The following is a 16,433-nucleotide window of genomic DNA, read 5'->3' as shown; positions in this document are numbered from 1 at the left end:
GGACGCGGAACGGCCCCGCTGCCCGGGTGGGCGGCGGGGCCGTTCGACGTGCGGGGTTCAGGCCCGGGCGGCAGCCATCTGGTGCGGCACCGTGCTGAGGAGCTCCATCACCTCGGACTCCAGGAACCGGCGGTGGCCGCCGAGGGTCCGGACGGCGGAGAGCTTGCCGGCCTGCGCCCAGCGGGTCACGGTCTTCGGGTCGACCCGGAACATCACGGCGACCTCACCGGGGGTGAGGAGGGCGGAGGCCTGCGGACGGGTCTCGAGGGGGAAGGTCATGGTGACTCCTAGTCGGTTCGGTAGCCCGGCTGACCTTCGAGGGTCCCGTGGCTTTGCGTCCCCACCTCGCGGCGGGTTTGCCGTTGTCGCTCAACAGTGAGAACGCTAACCCGAAAACGGACAGATCGGCAAGTACCACCCTGCAACGGACGAATCTGCAGGTCACGGGCACGGCAAGCGATTTCCGGACGTGTCAGGAGAAATGTGAGGTCGGTCACACTCCACCGGAGGGGTCGAAGCGGTACCCCATCCCCGGCTCGGTGAGCAGGTAGCGCGGCACGGCGGGATCCGGTTCCAGCTTCTTGCGCAGCTGGGACAGGTACAGCCGCAGGTAGCCGGTGTCGGTGACGTGCTCCGACCCCCAGATCTCCGACAGCAGGGTCTGGCGAGTGACCAGTCGTCCGGCGTTCCGCACCAGGATCTCCAGCACCCGCCACTCGGTGGGCGTGAGCCGGACCTGCGCGCCAGCCCGGGTCACGGTGGTGGCGGTGAGGTCGATCGTCGCGTCACCGAGGGTGATGACCGGCTCGGCGTCCCGACCGGGTGCCGCGCCGTCCACCCGGCGGCCCAGCGCCCGGATCCGGGCCAGCAGCTCGTCGATGCTGAACGGCTTGGTCACGTAGTCGTCGGCACCGGCGTCCAGGGCTTCGACCTTGTCGGCCGAGCCGCTGCGACCCGAGACCACCAGGATCGGCGCCGCCGTCCAACCACGCAGACCGGTGATCACCTCCACCCCGTCCAGATTCGGCATGCCGAGGTCGATCAGGTACAGGTCGGGTCGGTGCTCGATCGCGCGGTTCACCGCCTGCACCCCGTCGGTCGCCACGATCACGTCGTAGCCCCGGGCGCGCAGGGTGATCCGCAGCGCGCGCAGGATCTGCGGGTCGTCGTCGGCGATCAGGATCCTCATCGGGCACCCCCGGGGTCGACGGGCAGCGAGACCACCATCGTGAGACCGCCACCGGGGGTGTCCTCGGGGGTCAGGGTGCCGCCCATCCCCTCGGTGAAGCCCCGGGACAGCGCGAGCCCCAGGCCCAGGCCGGTCAGGTTGTCGGTGTCGCCCAGCCGGTGGAAGGGCAGGAACAGCTCGTCCCGATGGTCCGGGGCGACGCCGGGTCCGTGGTCGATCACCCGGATCTCCACCCGGTCACCGAAGGCGCTGGTGGTCACCCGCGGACGGCCCGGGTCGAAGTGCACGGCATTCGCCAGCGTGTTCACCAGCACCCGGCGCAGCAGGGCAGGGTCGGCGGCGACCGGCGGCAGCGCCGGGTCCAGGTCCAGCTCCACGTCGTCCGGCCCGAGGCCCAGCTCGTCCAGCGCGGGAAGGATCACCTCGTCCACATCGGTGGCCAGTCGGGTCACCCCGAGCACTCCGGCCTGCAACCGGGTCACGTCCAGGAGATCCGTGACCAGCGCCGTCAGGGTGCCCAGCGACTCGTCGGCGGTGGCGAGCAGCTCGGCCCGGTCCTCGGCGGAGAAGTCCACATCCGCCTGCCGCAGCGACCCGATCGCGGCCGTGGCAGCCGCCAAGGGACGACGCAGGTCGTGGCTGACCGCCGACAGCAGCGCCGAGCGGACCTGATCGGTCTCGACCAGTGGGCCGACCTCCTCGGCGGTGGCCCGCAGCCGCTGCTGTTCCAGGGCGGCACCGATCTGGGACACCACCACCCCGAGCAGCCGGGTGCCCGCCGCGTCCAGGTCCGGGCCGATCCGGTCCAGCACCGTCTGCTCGTCCACCACCGTGGTCGCCACGTCGGTGCGGGTCGGGTCCCAGTCGCCCTCGCAGCCCAGGACCTCGCCGCCGGTGGTGCGCAGCCGGACCGCCGTCAGACCGAAGGACTCCCGGGCGCGGACCAGCAGGGCCGCCACCGCGTCCTGACCGCGCAGCACTCCCCCGGCGACCGTGCTGAGCAGCTCGGACTCGGCGGTGGCCCGTTCGGCGGCCCGGGTGCGGCGGGCCGCCTGATCGACCACGTAGGACACCAGGACCGCGTTCAGGATGTAGAGCAGCAGGGCGATGACGTGCTTCGGTTCGCCGATGGTGATGGTGTGCAGCGGGTCGATGAAGAAGTAGTCCAGGGTCAGCCCGGACAGCACGGCCGCGAACAGCGCCGGCCACAGCCCGCCGACCAGGGCGACCACCACCACCAGCAGCTGGTAGGCCAGCACGTCCCCGACCAGGGTGTCCTCGGAGCGGGTGGCCCGCAGCACGGCGGTGAGCACCGGACCGGTGACCAGCGCGATCAGCAGACCGACCAGGCGGCGGCGCACGGTGAGCGCACCACCCAGCGGCGGCAGCACGGCCCGGCGACCGCCCGCCGCCTCGTGATTGACGATGTGCACGTCGATCGGGCCGGACTCCCGGATCACGGTGGCACCGATCCCGGCGCCGGTGAGCAGCGCCGCGAGGCGGCTGCGTCGGCTGATCCCGATCACCAGCTGGCTGGCGTTGGCGGCCCGGGCGAAGCCGACCAGCGCCTCCGGGACGTCCTCGCCCACCACTTGGTGGAAGGTGCCGCCGAGCTGCTCGGTCAGCGCCGCCTGGGCCGCGAGCGCCCCCGGATCGCCGTCCCGCAGCCCGGACTGCCCGGTGACGTGCACCGCGATCAGCTCGCCACCGGCGCTGCGGGCGGCGATCCGCGCGCCACGGCGCAGCAGGGTCTCCCCCTCCTGGCCGCCGGTCAACGCGACCACCACCCGCTCCCGGGCACCCCAGGGCGCGTCGATCGCGTGGTCGGCGCGGTAGCTGCGCAGCGCGGAGTCCACCTCGTCCGCGAGCCAGAGCAGCGCCAGCTCGCGCAGGGCCGTCAGGTTGCCCAGCCGGAAGTAGTTGGACAGCGCGGCGTCGACCCGTTCGGCCGGGTACACCTGCCCGTCGGCCAACCGGTCGCGCAACGACTGGGGCGCCAGGTCCACCAGCTCGATCTGGTCGGCGGCCCGGAGCCGGGCATCCGGCACCGTCTCGCGCTGCGGCACCCCGGTGATGGTGCGCACCACGTCGTTCAACGACTCGATGTGCTGGATGTTCACCGTCGTCAGGACGTGGATCCCGGCGTCCAGCAACTCCTCGACGTCCTGCCAGCGCTTGGCGTTCCGCGACCCGGGGGCGTTGGTGTGCGCGAACTCGTCCACCAGGGCCACCGCGGGCCGGCGGGCGAGGACGGCGTCCAGATCCATCTCCTCCAGCGCCACCCCGCGGTGCTCGACCCGGCGGCGCGGGATCAGCTCCAGTCCGTCGACCAGGGCGGCCGTGGCGGCGCGGCCGTGGGTCTCCACGACCGCGACCACCACGTCCTTGCCGTCGGCGAGCAGATCCCGACCGGCCTCGAGCATGGCGTAGGTCTTCCCCACGCCCGGGGCGGCGCCGAGCAACACCCGCAGCCGGCCTCGTCTCATCGCGGGTCGAGTGCGTCGAGCGCGAGGTTGAGCGCCAGCACGTTCACGGTCGGCTCCCCCAGATATCCGAGATCTCTGCCGGTGATCGTAGCCTCGACCAGGTCCGCGACCTCCGCCTCCGGCAGATCACGGGCGGCCGCGACCGTGGCCACCTGCGACCGGGCGTTGGCCGGGCTGATGTCCGGGTCCAGCCCCGATCCGGAGGAGTACACCGCGTCCTGCGGCTCGCCGGGCTGCGGGTGCGGCAGCTCGGGGTTGGTCGGCCCCAGGTTGCTGCCGCCGGAGCCCGCCGCGTCGTCGTCGACGGCCGAGGGACGGGACTGGAAGTAGCCCTCCTGACCGGCGAAGGACTGCCCGATCAGCGCCGAGCCGACCACCGTGCCGTCGGCGTCCGCCACCAGCGATCCGTGGGCCCGGCCGGGCATCAGCTGCGCCAGGCCGGTGACCAGCAGCGGGTAGCCGATGCCGAGGACGAGGGTGGTGACCAGCATCGCGCGCAGGGCGACCCGCAGGTGCGGCCAGATGTGCCGAATGTTCATCGCGTGCTCCAGCTCAGAAACCGGGCAGCAGGCTGACGACCAGGTCGATCAGCTTGATACCGAGGAAGGGGGCGACCATCCCGCCGAGTCCGTAGATCAGCAGGTTGCGGCCGAGGATGCTGCTGGCCGACAGCGGCCGGTAGGCGACACCGCGCAGGGCCAGCGGGATCAGGGCGATGATGATCAGCGCGTTGAACACGATCGCGGACAGGATCGCCGAGGCCGGGCTGTGCAGCTGCATCACGTTCAGCACCGCCAAGCCCGGGAACACCCCGGCGAACAGGGCCGGGATGATCGCGAAGTACTTGGCCACGTCGTTCGCCAGGGAGAACGTGGTCAGGGCACCGCGGGTGATGAGCAGCTGCTTGCCGATCCGGACGATGTCGATCAGCTTGGTCGGGTCCGAGTCCAGGTCGACCATGTTCCCGGCCTCCTTGGCGGCCGAGGTGCCGGTGTTCATCGCCACGCCGACATCCGCCTGGGCCAGCGCCGGGGCGTCGTTCGTGCCGTCCCCGGTCATCGCCACCAGGTTGCCGCCTGCCTGCTCGCGCTTGATCAGCGCCAGCTTGTCCTCGGGGGTCGCCTCGGCCAGGAAGTCGTCCACCCCGGCCTCGGCGGCGATCGCCTTGGCGGTCAGCGGGTTGTCGCCGGTGATCATCACGGTGCGGATGCCCATCGCGCGCAGCTCGGCGAACCGCTCCGGCAGACCCTCCTTCACCACGTCCTTCAGGTGCACCACACCGAGCGGCCGGTCATCGACCGCCACCACCAACGGGGTGCCACCGCTGGCGGCGATCCCGTCGACGATCACGTCCAGCTCACGGTCCTTGACCATCACCGACCCGGCGCCCTTGCGGATCGTCCGGCCGTCCGGCAGGTCCACCCCGCTCATCCGGGTCTGGGCGGTGAACGGCACGATCACTCCCCGGGCGTCGGGCGCGATGCCCTGCGCCGCTGCCAGGGTCACGATGCTGGAACCCTCGGGGGTCGGATCGCCCAGCGACGACAACGCCGCCGCCTCGGCCAGCTCGTGCTCGGTCACCCCGGGCAGCGGCAGGAACGCCACCGCCTGTCGGTTGCCGTAGGTGATGGTGCCGGTCTTGTCCAACAGCAGGGTGGTGACGTCCCCCGCCGCCTCCACCGCGCGGCCGGACATCGCCAGCACGTTGCGCCGCACCAGTCGGTCCATCCCGGCGATGCCGATCGCCGACAGCAGAGCGCCGATCGTGGTCGGGATCAGGCAGACCAGCAGCGCCACCAGCACCGGCACGCTCACCGCCGCACCGGAGAACCCGGCCACCGGTCCCAGGGTCAGCGCCACCACCACGAACACCACCGACAGGCTGGCCAGCAGGATGTTCAGCGCCACCTCGTTCGGGGTCTTCTGCCGTGCGGCACCCTCGACCAGGGCGATCATCCGATCGACGAAGGTCTGGCCGGGCTTGGAGGTGATCCGTACGACGATCCGGTCCGACAGCACGCGGGTGCCGCCGGTCACCGCACTGCGGTCACCACCGGATTCCCGGACCACCGGGGCCGACTCGCCGGTGATCGCCGACTCGTCCACCGACGCGATGCCGGAGACGATGTCGCCGTCGCCCGGGATGAGCTCCCCCGCGCTCACCACCACCAGGTCCCCGACGGTCAGGTCCGCCGACGACCGCTCGGTCCACTGCTCGGCGTCCACCGCCTCGACCACGTGGGCCAGCGTGCTGGTCCGGGTCTGCCGCAGGCTCGCCGCCTGCGCCTTGCCCCGGCCCTCCGCCACCGACTCGGCGACGTTCGCGAACAGCACGGTCAGCCAGAGCCAGACCGCGATCGCCGCGGTGAACCCGGTCGGGATCGGGGTGCCGCCGGAGGTACCGGCGCCGCCCAGGAACGGTTCGGCGATGGCGAGCACCGTGGTCAGCACGGCGCCGACCTCGACCACGAACATCACCGGGTTGTGCCACATCCGGCGCGGGTCCAGCCGGACCAGCGCCTCCTTCAGGTGCGCCATCACAGGCCTTCCGCCAGGGGTCCCAGTGCCAGCACCGGGAAGTAGGTCAGGGCGGTCACGATCAGCGTGACGCCCGCGAGCAGGCCGACGAACTGCGGCCGATGGGTGGGCAGGGTGCCCGCGGTCTCCGGCACGTGGTCCTGAGCCGCCAACGATCCGGCCAGCGCCAGCACGAAGACGATCGGCAGCAGACGGCCGAGCAGCATCGCCACGCCGAGGGCGGTGTTCATCCACGGGGTGTTCGCGGTCAGACCGGCGAAGGCCGACCCGTTGTTGTTCGCCGCCGAGGTGAACGCGTAGAGGATCTCGCTGAAACCGTGCACCCCCGGATTGGCGGTCAGGTCCCGGATGCCCGGGATGCTCACGGTGATCGCCGTCCCGGCCAGCACCAGGGTCGGCGTCACCAGGATGTAGAGCGCCGCCAGCTTGATCTCCCGCGGGCCGATCTTCTTGCCCAGGTACTCCGGGGTCCGGCCGACCATCAGGCCGCCGATGAACACCGCGATCACCGCCAGCACCAGCATCCCGTACAGCCCGGAGCCGACCCCGCCCGGGGCCACCTCGCCCAGCATCATGTTCAGCATCGGCAGCATCCCGCCGAGCGCACTGAAACTGTCGTGCATGCCGTTGACGGCACCGGTCGACGTCATCGTGCTGGTCGTGCCGAACAGGGCGGTCCCGGCGATGCCGAACCGCTGTTCCTTGCCCTCCATCGTGCCGAACCGCGACTCCAGGATCGTCAGGGCCGTCAACGACACCAGGAACAGGCTCGCCATCGTCGCGAGGATCGCGTAGCCCTGCTTGTGGTTGCCGACCAGCCGGCCGAAGGTGCGCGGCAGGCTGAACGGGATCGCCAGCATCAGCAGCACCTCGACCAGGTTCGTCCACCCCGACGGGTTCTCGAACGGGTGCGCGGAGTTCGCGTTGAAGAAGCCACCACCGTTCGTCCCGAGCAGCTTGATCGCCTCCTGCGAGGCCACCGGACCGCCCGGGATCGACTGGCTGTCACCGACCAGGGTGCTCACCTGGGTGAAGCCGTCCCAGTTCTGGATCACACCGCCCGCGATCAGCACCAGCGCCGCCAGCACACTGATCGGCAGCAGCACCCGCACGGTGCCCCGGGTCAGGTCCACCCAGAAGTTCCCGATCGTGTCCGACCGCCGACGGGCGAAGCCGCGCACCACCGCCACGGCCACCGCCATCCCGACGGCCGCGGACACGAAGTTCTGCACCGCCAGCCCGGCCGCCTGCACCGTGTACCCAAGCGTCACCTCCGGCGAGTACGACTGCCAATTGGTGTTGGCCATGAAGCTGATCGCGGTGTTGAAGCTCAGGTGCGGACTCGGATTCGGCAGCCCCAGGTCGTAGGGCAGCCAGCTCTGCGCCCGCTGCAGCAGGTACACCAGCAGCACCCCCACCAGGGAGAACGCCAGCACACCCCGCAGGTAGCTGCGCCAGGTCTGCTCCCGGGCCGGATCCACCCCCAACAACCGGTACAGCCCCCGCTCCACCCGCCAGTCCCGCGGCGAGGAGTAGACGTGGGCGAGATAGTCACCCAGCGGCCGGTACAGCGCGGCGAGCACCACGGCCACCGTCACCACCTGGGCGATGGCGGGCCACATCAGAACCGCTCCGGATGGACGAGCGCCCACACCAGGTAGACCACCGCGGCCACCCCCAGCACGGCCGCGATCAGATCGAGGACGATCACAGCTTCTCGACCCCCACCGCGATCAGGCTCACGAGCGCGAACAGGGCGAGCACACCCAGCACGACGAGCAGGTCTTGCACTTCGGACTCCCGACGATCGAACGACCGGGGGTGCGGTGCGCCGCCCGGGTGCCGGTGGTGCGCGGCACGGGGTCGATCAGACGCCGGGGCGGGAGGTGGGGGCGAGCGTGCTGACGGAATCCATACGGGTGCCCGGCGCTCGCTCACGGGCTGCTGACGGTCGGGTGGCTCAGCCCCCGACGACCAGATGCCGCGGCGCAAGCTCCTCCTGCAGCACCAACGCCGCCGCCCCCACCGCCGCCGCGTCCGCCACCTGGCCGGAGAGCATCACCCGCACGTCGTGCCGGGCGGCCGGGAAGAACTCGGCAGCGATCCGGTCCTGGACGGTGCGCAGGTAGATCGACCCGGCGGTGGTGAAGGACGGTCCGGCCAGCACCAGGGAGTCCAGGTCGAGCAGGTTCGCCACCGTGATGGCGGCGTCGGCGAGGTAGACGGCCGACTCCTCGATCAGGGCGCGGCACAGGTCGTCGCCGTGCACCGCCGCGGCGGCGACGGCGGTGAAGTCGAGGAACGGGTCGCCGTCGACGCTCAGCCGGACCGCCGACTCGCGGCCCTCGGCCAGGGCGGCACGGGCCCGGGCGGCGACGGCAGCGGGCCCGGCCAGGTCCTCGACGGTGCCGCCGTCGGGGCCGCGTAACCGCATCCGGCCGAGCGGGCCGGTGTTGGAGCTGGCGCCCCGGTACACCGAGCCGCCGATCACGATGCCGGCGCCGATGCTGGCTCCCATGTAGAGGGTGCAGTGCGCCACCGATCCGGCGATCCGCCCGCTCCAGAACTCGCCGATCGCGGCGGCGGTGGCGTCGTTGTCCAGCAGGACCGGCAGTCCGGTACCGGCGGCCAGGGCGTCCCGCAGCGCGAAGCCCTGCCAGCGTTCCAGGCTGCGCGAGACCAGGATGGCGCCGCGGTCCAGGTCGAGCGCACCCGGGGCGACCACGCCGATCCCGACCACCGCCGACGGGTCCACCGCGGCGGCTCGCAGCAGCACGTCGAGTTCGGCCGCGACGTCCGCGACCACCTCGGCGGGGTCCCGGTCGCGGGCACCGCGCAGCCGCGAGCGGGCGACGACCTGTCCGGCGGCGTCGGCGAGCACCAGCACGATCCAGTCGGCGCCGAGCTGCACGCCGATCCCGCATCGGGCCCGGGGGTTGAGGCTGAGCAGCACGCGTGGCTTGCCGCCGGTGTAGGTGCGCTGATCGGTCTCGACCAGGAGTCCGTCGTCGATCAGCGAGCGCACCGCGTGCGAGATCGCCGCCTGGGTGAGCCCGGTCAGCTCGGCGAGTTCGACCCGGCTGATCGGCGCGCGGGTCCGGACCAGGTCCAGCACCCGGCCGCGGGAGGACGCTGGACGCCGAGGGGCCTGGCCGGACATGGGGACCAGTATGGCCGTCGATCTGTCCAGATCAGGCTGGCCGCGCCATACTCACCCCCATGACGAGCGATGGCGACCGTCTGCGGTTCGGCTTGGTGCTGACCGAGGGCCCGGGCGACGGTCCGCTGACCCCGTTCTACCGGGATCTGCTGGCCGGGGTGGAGGAACACCTCGACCCGCGCGGTGGTGCCGTGCTGCTGGTGACCGCCGACGACCGGGCCGCCGAGGTCGCCCTGTACCGCCGCTGGGCCGATCAGCGCCTGGTGGACGCGGTGCTGGTGACCGACCTGACCGACGGCGACGACCGCGCCGCCGCCTGCGCCCGGGAGGGGCTGCCGGTGGTGCTGCTCGGCGGCGACCCCGCCTGGGGGCTGCCGGTGGTCGACGACTACGACAACGGCGCGGCGATGCGGATCGCGCTGGACTACCTGATCGGACTCGGGCATCGCCGGATCGGCCGGGTGTGCGGCCCCGAGCGATTCCTGCACACCCGCGCCCGGACCGCGAGCTTCCATCGCGCGCTGCGGGACTCCGGACTGACCGGCACCGTGCTGACCGGCGACTACGGCGCTGCCAGCGGGGCGGCGGCGACCCGCTCCCTGCTCGCCGGTGACGACCGGCCGACCGCGATCGTCTACGACAACGACGTGATGGCGGTCGCCGGCCTCGGGGTGGCGGCCGAACTCGGGCTCCGCGTGCCGGAGGATCTGTCACTGCTCGCCTGGGACGACTCCGACCTGTGCCGGCTCGCCGAACCCGCGCTGTCGGTGGTGAGCCGGGACGTGCACGACCTGGGCGCCGCGAGCGCCGCGGCGCTGCTGGACACCGCCGCCGGCCGGGTGCCGCGACCGGGGCGGGCGCCGCAGGTGCGGGTGGTGGTGCGCGGGTCGACCGGGGCCGCGCCGGTGCTGGTGGCCGGATAGCTACGCGCCCGGTCCCGGGGGTCGGACGACAGTGCCCGGGCGTCAGACGACAGCAGGATCCAGCAGCTGCAGGTCCACCGTGCGACCGTCAGGGTGGACAGACGTCACGACCGCCTCGCGCGGCTCCACGTCGTCACCTTGGACGATCACGTGCGTTCCGACCTCGATCTGGGCGCGCTCCTCGGGGAACAGCCGCGTGCTGACGGTCCTCCCGTGACCGAACCGCGTGAAGTCGACCGTCACCCTGCGTAGCGCCTCGATGCTCATCGGCGCGGCTCCCCTCCCGTGATGACAGTGCTCAGCCATGGTACTTCCGGTAACGCGGCGCGAACAGGTCGATCAGCGTCATCAGGTCAGGTCGGAGGGCCGCCCGGAGGTCGGCTCGGTCGACGGTTGTCATGTCGGCCACCGGCGCGCGGCGCCCGATCAACGCGGGCGGTGGCGGCAGCACGACGTCGAAGTGCACCGATTGCAGGTCGCGCACCGGTTGCGGCACGGCCGGATCCAGGATCGTCGTGGGCAGCACGGGAAAGACCGACCGCACCTCGCCGTAGCTGGCCTCGCCGAATTGTCTCTGGGGCATCGCGTCGAAGACGTCACCGTGGGTGACACCGCGGATCAGAGCGAACACGCTCACCGCGCACAGGCCCGGCTGCGCTACGCCGAGGTGTCGGGCCACCTCGGCGTAGTCGTCCACCGTGCGCAGGATCGTGTCGAGCATGGAATCCGGGTCCCCAGCGCCCATGTGCATGAGCATCTCGGTGTGCGCAGGGATGTCATCGTGAGCGCGTAGCGCGATCCGCGGCCCCGGTCCATCGTGGGCCGTCGTCACAGGGCCGCTGGCCCGTCCACCGCCACCGCGTCCAGCACCAGGGCCTGCACCGGCCACAGGCACGGCACCTGCACCCCCACCTCGGTCAGCATCCGCCCCGGCAGCGTGATCTCGCCCACCGCGATCCACGGCGGGGTGCCGGGGGTCCAGCGCGGCGTGCCGACCTCGTCGCGGACCCGCAGCCGGTAGCGGCGGTCGGGGTCGAGGCCGGGCAGCCGGATGGGCTCCGGGCGGGAGTCGGCGAGGCTGGCGACGGTGGCCAGGACGTACACCCCTTGGTCGGGCAGCACGGTGCCGGTGAGCCGCCAGGCCGGGTCGTGCAGGTCGCCGTGCACCAGCTCGCCGTGGTGCAGCGTGTCCCGGAGTTCGCGGTACAGGGCGCCGAACCGGCGCAGGGTGTCCACCTCCTCGGGCGGGCAGGTGGTGATGTCCCATTCGAAGCCCGCCGATCCGATCAGTGCGGTGGCGAGCCGGTAGGACAGGTCGACGGTGCGGCCGGAGGAGTGCGCGGTGGGCGGGCCGACGTGACTGCCGACCAGTTCCGGGGGCAGCAGCAGGCCGGTCCAGCGTTGGATGTCCTGGCGTTCGACGGCGTCGTTGGAGTCCGATGCCCACACCCGGTCGGTGACCTCCAGGATGCCGAGGTCGCTGCGGGCACCGCCGGAGGAGCAGGACTCGATCTCCAGCCCGGGGTGGGCGGCCTTCAGTTCGCCGATCAGGCGCAGCACGGCCTCGGTCTGGGCGTGCACGCCGGGGCGGCCGTCGTGCCGGGCGTCGACGAGGTCGCGGTTGTGGTCCCACTTGAGGAACGCGATGCCCAGTTCGCCGACCAGCGCCGACAGGCTGTCGAACAGGTAGCGGTAGGCCTCGGGGCGGGCGACGTCGAGCACCCACTGGCGACGCCAGGACAGTCCGTCGGGTTCGGGCACCGCCGCCGGGTCGTGCAGCAACCAGTCGGGATGCGCCCGGGCCAGGTCGGAGTCGAGGTTGATCATCTCCGGTTCGACCCAGAGCCCGAACTCCATCCCGAGGTCGCGCACGTGGTCGGCCAGCGGCCGCAGGCCCTCCGGCCAGACGGCACGGTCGACGGTCCAGTCGCCCAGCCCCCGGGTGTCGTCGCGGCGGGCCGGGAACCAGCCGTCGTCCAGCACGAATCGTTCGACGCCGATCTCCGCCGCTCGGTCGGCGAGGCGCATGACGGTGGCGGGGTCGTGGTCGAAGTAGACGGCCTCCCAGGTGTTCAGCACCAGGGGTCGCGGCCGCCGCGGGTGCTGCGGTCGGCTGCGCAGATGGCGGTGGAACCGGGCGCTGAGGCCGTCCAGTCCCTGGTCGGACCACGCGAAGTAGCCGGTCGGGGTGGTGTACGCCTGGCCGGGTCGCAGGACCAGCTCGCCCGGTCGCAGCAGCTCGCCGGCACCGAGCAACGTCGGGAACTCCGGGCCGTTGTCGGTGCGGAGGCTGGCGTCGCCGGGCCAGCCGAGGTGCACCGCCCAGACCTCCCCGGTGCGGGAGCGCGGCGGTTCGACGCTCAGCGCCGCCAGCCACGGGTGGTCGTGCCCGGGCCTGCCCCGGCGGCTCTGACGGACCACGGACCCGGCGGGCAGGGTGCCGGTGACCGGTGTCTTCTCCCGGGTCCAGCGGCCGGTGAAGGAGGTGAGCTGCTGAGCGCGGGCGGGGACCGGGAGGGTCGGTTCCAGCCACCCGATCTCCACCGGTGCGTCGGCGCCGGGAGTCAGGGCGAGCCGGTGTCGCAGGGTGAGCAGCCCGCCGGGTCGGATGCCGAGCTCGATGCGCAGGCGGAGCTCGTCGGCGACGGCATGCACCACGGCGGCCTCGGGCCCCTCGGACTCGATCAGCACCTCGGACCACCGCGGGCTGAGCGGCACCCCGTCCCGGATCAGCTGCGCACCGGGGCGTCCGGCCCAGCCGTCCTGTTCCTGGGGCAGCAGGTTGACCTGCCAGGCGGCGTCCAGGGTGCGCGGCGGCGACTGTCGACCCACCGCGTCCCGCCAGGCCCGCAGGTCGGCGTCGCACAGCTCGCCCGGGTCGGCGCCCCAGTGCAGGACGGCGGGCAGACCCTCGGGCTGCGGGTCCAGGAGCAGCGCCACGCCGTCGCGGCGGAGCAGCACCGGGGCGGTGGGGTGCGGGCGGGCGGGGGTGGCACTCACGAGACGGCTCCCAGCGTGGTCGGGTCGGGATATGCGGTCGGATCGGGACGTACGGTCAGGTCGGGCAACGCAGGCGGGTCGGGCAAGCAGGCAGGCCAGCCGCCCCGTTTCATGCTGGCACCACCCCCGCCCCCCAGACCTCCCCCGCCACCGGTTCTGGGGACGACTCCCCCGTCACCCCGGCTGTGGACAGCGCCTCGCCCCGCGATCCCCGGAGCACCACCAGTGCACCGCCCACGGCCGCCACGGATTGCGGGTCGACCGACATCCGCAGGTGCACGGGCCGGAGCAACCGGGCCAGCGCGCCGCGCTCGACCACCGGCCGTGCCCCGGCCAGCACCAGCGGACCGGCCACGGCGCAGCCCGGCCCGGCGAGCACCACGGTGTCCAGGTCGAAGAGGTTCATCAGGGTGACGGCCGCCGCTCCGAGGTGCGCCGCGGCCCGGTCGAGCACCCGTCGGATCGCCAGGTCACCGTCCAGCGCGGCGCGGGCCAGCGCGTCGAAGTCGTCCAGCAGCCGGTCCCGGTCCCCACCGAGCGACAGCCGGTCGGCGACACCGGGCATCGCCATCGCCTCCCGGACCACGGCGGCGGGCCCCGCGAGCTGTTCGGTGCAGCCGATGTTGCCGCAGCCGCAGGCACCGGTCCCGGTCGGGTCGAGCGGGATGTGCCCGACCTCGACCACGTTCGCGGCGGCGTCGCCGTAGACGTCCCCGGCGAGGATCACCCCGCCGCCGATGCCGCTGGCGAGGTACAGCACCCCGAAGGTGTCGGTCCCGGCGTCCCCGGCCCACTGCTCCCCCACGGCGGCGGCGGTGGCGTCGTTCTCCAGCAGCACCGGCAGACCGAGCAGCGCCGACAGGGTGCTGGTCAGCGGGAAGTCGCGCCAGGCCGGGGTGGGCTGCGCGGTGCGGATCACGCCGCGGCGGCGGTCCTGCGGTCCGTGGGTGACCAGTCCGACGCCGAGCACGCGGTCGCGGGGCGCCGCCGCCGCGGTGAGCACCTGTTCCACCTCGGCGGCCAGGGTGGCCAGGGTCGCTGCCGGTTCACCGCGCCCGACCCCGGGCAGGACGGCACCGGCGAGTCGTCGACCCAGGAAGTCGGTGACCACGACGGTGATCCGGCACCGGTCGAGCTGCACCCCCACGGCGTAGCGGGCGTCGGCGACCAGCTCCAGCAGTCGCCGCGGCGACCCGCCGTTCGACCGTGCCCGGCCCACCTCGTGCACCAGCCCGTCCCGGATCAGGTCACGGACGGCATGGGTGATGGTGGCGGCGGTCAGGCCGGTCCGGTCGGCGAGCTCGACCCGGCTGAGCGTGCCGGTGGCGCGGAGCTGGTCCAGCACCCTGGCCCGTGTCGTCGGTGACATGCGGGTATCTTGACGTACTAAATTTAGTAGGGCAAGAATCTCCTCACCCACCACTGTCGGGAGAGGACCAACGATGTTCCTGCACACGCTCAGTCGCTCGACCCGGGCCGTCACGGCCACCGCAGCCCTCGCGGCCGCCACACTCGCCTTGTCCGCCTGCGGCGGAGGTGGCGGCGGCGGCTCCACCGGCGGGGGCGACGGGTCGATCACGATCTTCAACGGCGCCACCGGCACCATCACGGAGAACTTCAACCCGTTCTCCACCACCGCGTTGCAGCCCACCCTCGGCGTGATCTTCGAGCCGCTGTACTACTACAACCTGGCCGCCGACGTGGACCCCGAGCCGCTGCTGGCCACCGACTTCTCCTGGAACGACGACGGCACCCAGCTGACCATCACCACCCGGGACGACGTGACCTGGTCCGACGGCGAGCCCTTCACCGCCGAGGACGTGGCCTTCACCTTCAACCTGATCCAGCAGACCCCGGCGCTGAACACCGGCGGCATCGCCGCCACCGCCGAGGCCACCGACGACACCACCGCCGTGCTCACCTTCCCGGAGACCTCCTTCATGCAGGAGCCCCAGGTGCTGGGCAACCAGGCGATCGTCCCCGAGCACATCTGGAAGGACGTGGCCGACCCGACCACCGAGGTCAACTCGGACCCGGTCGGCACCGGCGCCTTCGCCGTGAAGTCCTTCTCCGCCCAGTCCTACGTGCTGGAGTCCAACCCCGACTACTGGGGCGGCGAGCCGAAGCTGAAGCAGGTCCGGTACGTCTCCCTGGACAACGCCGACGCCGCGAGCGCCTCGCTGGTCGCCGGGGACGTGGACTGGATGAGCGCCTTCCTGCCCGGGCTGGAGGACATCATCAAGGGCAACCAGGACATCTCCTATGTGAACACCCCGGCGTTGACCACCGTGATGGTCGCCTGCGCCAACGCCGACCTCGGCTGCGAGGGACCCCAGACCGACCCGGCGGTGCGGCAGGCGATCTACCACGCGCTCAACCGCGACCAGCTGAACAACCTGGCCGGCGGCGGCTTCGCGGCCCCCGCCTCGCCCACCATGCTGCTGCCGGACCGGGACAAGAAGTGGATCGCCGACCCCGACCAGGTGTCGATCCCGCAGGCGGCCGACACCGACACCGCGGCGCAGATCCTCGACGACGCGGGCTGGACCGCGGGCTCCGACGGCATCCGCAGCAAGGACGGCCAGCGGCTGTCGCTGACCATCCAGACCGTCACCGGCTGGTCGGACTACATCTCGCTGAACGACGCGATGACCCAGCAGCTGGCGGATGTCGGCATCGAGCTCAAGCCCAGCCAGGTGTCCTGGAACGAGTGGAGCGCCGCGCAGACCGGCGGCACCTTCCAGTTGTCCCTCGACTCGATCGGCCTGGGCGCGTCCAGCAACCCGTACTTCGTCTACAACAAGTTCTACGCGACGGACAACACGGTGCCGGTGGGTGAGTCGGCCTCCGCGGGCAACGCGTCCCGGTTCTCCGACCCGACGGTCGACGCCGCGCTGGAGACCGCCCGCTCCACCTCCGACGAGGCGGTGCAGCAGGAGGCCTACGCCCAGATCCAGAGCGTGATCACCGAGCAGTTCCCGTACATCCCGATCTACACCAACTCGATGCTCACCGAGTTCAACACCTCCCGCGCCACCGGCTGGCCGACGGCGGAGGACACCTACGCCATGCCCGCGTCCTGGAAGTCCTGGGACAACGGCCAGGTGCTGAAGACCATCACGCCGGTGGGGTGACCC

At 72.2% G+C, this 16,433-nt stretch carries 14 protein-coding genes and 1 riboswitch; of the genes, 2 read left to right on the top strand and 12 right to left on the bottom strand.

Annotated elements, in window-relative coordinates; translation table 11 throughout:
• Window positions 1–57: 57 nt before the first annotated feature.
• The 8 genes from HGK68_RS05450 to HGK68_RS05415 form a co-directional block, all read right to left on the bottom strand.
• On the bottom strand, window positions 58–279 hold the full coding sequence (locus HGK68_RS05450; RefSeq protein WP_169165040.1) for a BldC family transcriptional regulator: 222 nt from the start codon (window positions 277–279) through the stop codon (window positions 58–60).
• A 16-nt stretch (window positions 280–295) separates the two neighbouring features.
• A riboswitch (cyclic di-GMP riboswitch) is annotated at window positions 296–371 on the bottom strand.
• A gap of 122 nt (window positions 372–493) precedes the next feature.
• Window positions 494–1,189, bottom strand: a complete 696-nt coding sequence (locus HGK68_RS05445; protein ID WP_169165039.1) for a response regulator — start codon at window positions 1,187–1,189, stop codon at window positions 494–496.
• On the bottom strand, window positions 1,186–3,675 hold the full coding sequence (locus tag HGK68_RS05440; protein WP_169165038.1) for a sensor histidine kinase: 2,490 nt from the start codon (window positions 3,673–3,675) through the stop codon (window positions 1,186–1,188). Before HGK68_RS05440 ends, HGK68_RS05445 begins: the two co-directional genes overlap by 4 nt.
• Window positions 3,672–4,214 carry a potassium-transporting ATPase subunit C gene (locus HGK68_RS05435; RefSeq protein ID WP_169165037.1) on the bottom strand — a complete coding sequence of 181 codons (543 nt, stop codon included), beginning with the start codon at window positions 4,212–4,214 and terminating at the stop codon, window positions 3,672–3,674. The genes HGK68_RS05440 and HGK68_RS05435 overlap by 4 nt, the downstream gene beginning before the upstream one ends.
• A 13-nt stretch (window positions 4,215–4,227) precedes the next feature.
• The gene (gene kdpB, locus HGK68_RS05430) at window positions 4,228–6,216 is read right to left on the bottom strand and encodes a potassium-transporting ATPase subunit KdpB (RefSeq protein ID WP_425483666.1); all 1,989 of its coding nucleotides are present in this window, start codon (window positions 6,214–6,216) and stop codon (window positions 4,228–4,230) included.
• Window positions 6,213–7,835 (bottom strand): potassium-transporting ATPase subunit KdpA, encoded by a 1,623-nt coding sequence (gene kdpA / locus HGK68_RS05425; RefSeq protein WP_169165035.1) that lies wholly within the window; start codon window positions 7,833–7,835, stop codon window positions 6,213–6,215. The genes kdpB and kdpA overlap by 4 nt, the downstream gene beginning before the upstream one ends.
• Complete coding sequence (locus HGK68_RS05420; protein ID WP_169165034.1) at window positions 7,835–7,924, bottom strand: potassium-transporting ATPase subunit F; 90 nt, start codon at window positions 7,922–7,924, stop codon at window positions 7,835–7,837. The genes kdpA and HGK68_RS05420 overlap by 1 nt, the downstream gene beginning before the upstream one ends.
• Before the next feature lie 249 nt (window positions 7,925–8,173).
• On the bottom strand, window positions 8,174–9,373 hold the full coding sequence (locus HGK68_RS05415; RefSeq protein ID WP_169165033.1) for an ROK family transcriptional regulator: 1,200 nt from the start codon (window positions 9,371–9,373) through the stop codon (window positions 8,174–8,176).
• A gap of 59 nt (window positions 9,374–9,432) precedes the next feature.
• On the opposite strand from HGK68_RS05415, the gene HGK68_RS05410 reads away from it, so the two are divergent.
• Entirely contained in the window at window positions 9,433–10,296 is an 864-nt protein-coding gene (locus tag HGK68_RS05410) for a LacI family DNA-binding transcriptional regulator (RefSeq protein WP_169165032.1), read from the top strand.
• A 42-nt stretch (window positions 10,297–10,338) separates the two neighbouring features.
• Here the strand turns inward: HGK68_RS05410 and HGK68_RS05405 are convergent, their stop codons facing one another.
• The 4 genes from HGK68_RS05405 to HGK68_RS05390 form a co-directional block, all read right to left on the bottom strand.
• Window positions 10,339–10,563 carry a hypothetical protein gene (locus tag HGK68_RS05405; protein ID WP_169165031.1) on the bottom strand — a complete coding sequence of 75 codons (225 nt, stop codon included), beginning with the start codon at window positions 10,561–10,563 and terminating at the stop codon, window positions 10,339–10,341.
• A gap of 31 nt (window positions 10,564–10,594) precedes the next feature.
• Window positions 10,595–11,017 (bottom strand): hypothetical protein, encoded by a 423-nt coding sequence (locus HGK68_RS05400; RefSeq protein WP_169165030.1) that lies wholly within the window; start codon window positions 11,015–11,017, stop codon window positions 10,595–10,597.
• 107 nt (window positions 11,018–11,124) lie between these two features.
• Complete coding sequence (locus HGK68_RS05395) at window positions 11,125–13,296, bottom strand: alpha-galactosidase (protein ID WP_206155807.1); 2,172 nt, start codon at window positions 13,294–13,296, stop codon at window positions 11,125–11,127.
• 109 nt (window positions 13,297–13,405) lie between these two features.
• Window positions 13,406–14,665 (bottom strand): ROK family transcriptional regulator, encoded by a 1,260-nt coding sequence (locus tag HGK68_RS05390; RefSeq protein ID WP_169165029.1) that lies wholly within the window; start codon window positions 14,663–14,665, stop codon window positions 13,406–13,408.
• A 73-nt stretch (window positions 14,666–14,738) separates the two neighbouring features.
• Between HGK68_RS05390 and HGK68_RS05385 the strand changes: the two genes are divergently transcribed.
• The gene (locus HGK68_RS05385; protein ID WP_169165028.1) at window positions 14,739–16,430 is read left to right on the top strand and encodes an ABC transporter substrate-binding protein; all 1,692 of its coding nucleotides are present in this window, start codon (window positions 14,739–14,741) and stop codon (window positions 16,428–16,430) included.
• Window positions 16,431–16,433: the final 3 nt, after the last annotated feature.

The organism is Cellulomonas taurus (assembly GCF_012931845.1).
GTDB classification, from domain to species: domain Bacteria; phylum Actinomycetota; class Actinomycetes; order Actinomycetales; family Cellulomonadaceae; genus Cellulomonas; species Cellulomonas taurus.
This window is presented reverse-complemented; position numbering and strand designations above follow the sequence as displayed.

Bases quoted from the DNA above. Each gene is read 5' to 3' on its own strand.
- HGK68_RS05450 (WP_169165040.1), bottom strand. From the start codon at position 279: ATGACCTTCCCCCTCGAGACCCGTCCGCAGGCCTCCGCCCTCCTCACC.
- HGK68_RS05445 (WP_169165039.1), bottom strand. From the start codon at position 1,189: ATGAGGATCCTGATCGCCGACGACGACCCGCAGATCCTGCGCGCGCTG.
- HGK68_RS05440 (WP_169165038.1), bottom strand. From the start codon at position 3,675: ATGAGACGAGGCCGGCTGCGGGTGTTGCTCGGCGCCGCCCCGGGCGTG.
- HGK68_RS05435 (WP_169165037.1), bottom strand. From the start codon at position 4,214: ATGAACATTCGGCACATCTGGCCGCACCTGCGGGTCGCCCTGCGCGCG.
- kdpA (WP_169165035.1), bottom strand. From the start codon at position 7,835: ATGTGGCCCGCCATCGCCCAGGTGGTGACGGTGGCCGTGGTGCTCGCC.
- HGK68_RS05415 (WP_169165033.1), bottom strand. From the start codon at position 9,373: ATGTCCGGCCAGGCCCCTCGGCGTCCAGCGTCCTCCCGCGGCCGGGTG.
- HGK68_RS05410 (WP_169165032.1), top strand. From the start codon at position 9,433: ATGACGAGCGATGGCGACCGTCTGCGGTTCGGCTTGGTGCTGACCGAG.
- HGK68_RS05405 (WP_169165031.1), bottom strand. From the start codon at position 10,563: ATGAGCATCGAGGCGCTACGCAGGGTGACGGTCGACTTCACGCGGTTC.
- HGK68_RS05400 (WP_169165030.1), bottom strand. From the start codon at position 11,017: ATGCTCGACACGATCCTGCGCACGGTGGACGACTACGCCGAGGTGGCC.
- HGK68_RS05390 (WP_169165029.1), bottom strand. From the start codon at position 14,665: ATGTCACCGACGACACGGGCCAGGGTGCTGGACCAGCTCCGCGCCACC.
- HGK68_RS05385 (WP_169165028.1), top strand. From the start codon at position 14,739: ATGTTCCTGCACACGCTCAGTCGCTCGACCCGGGCCGTCACGGCCACC.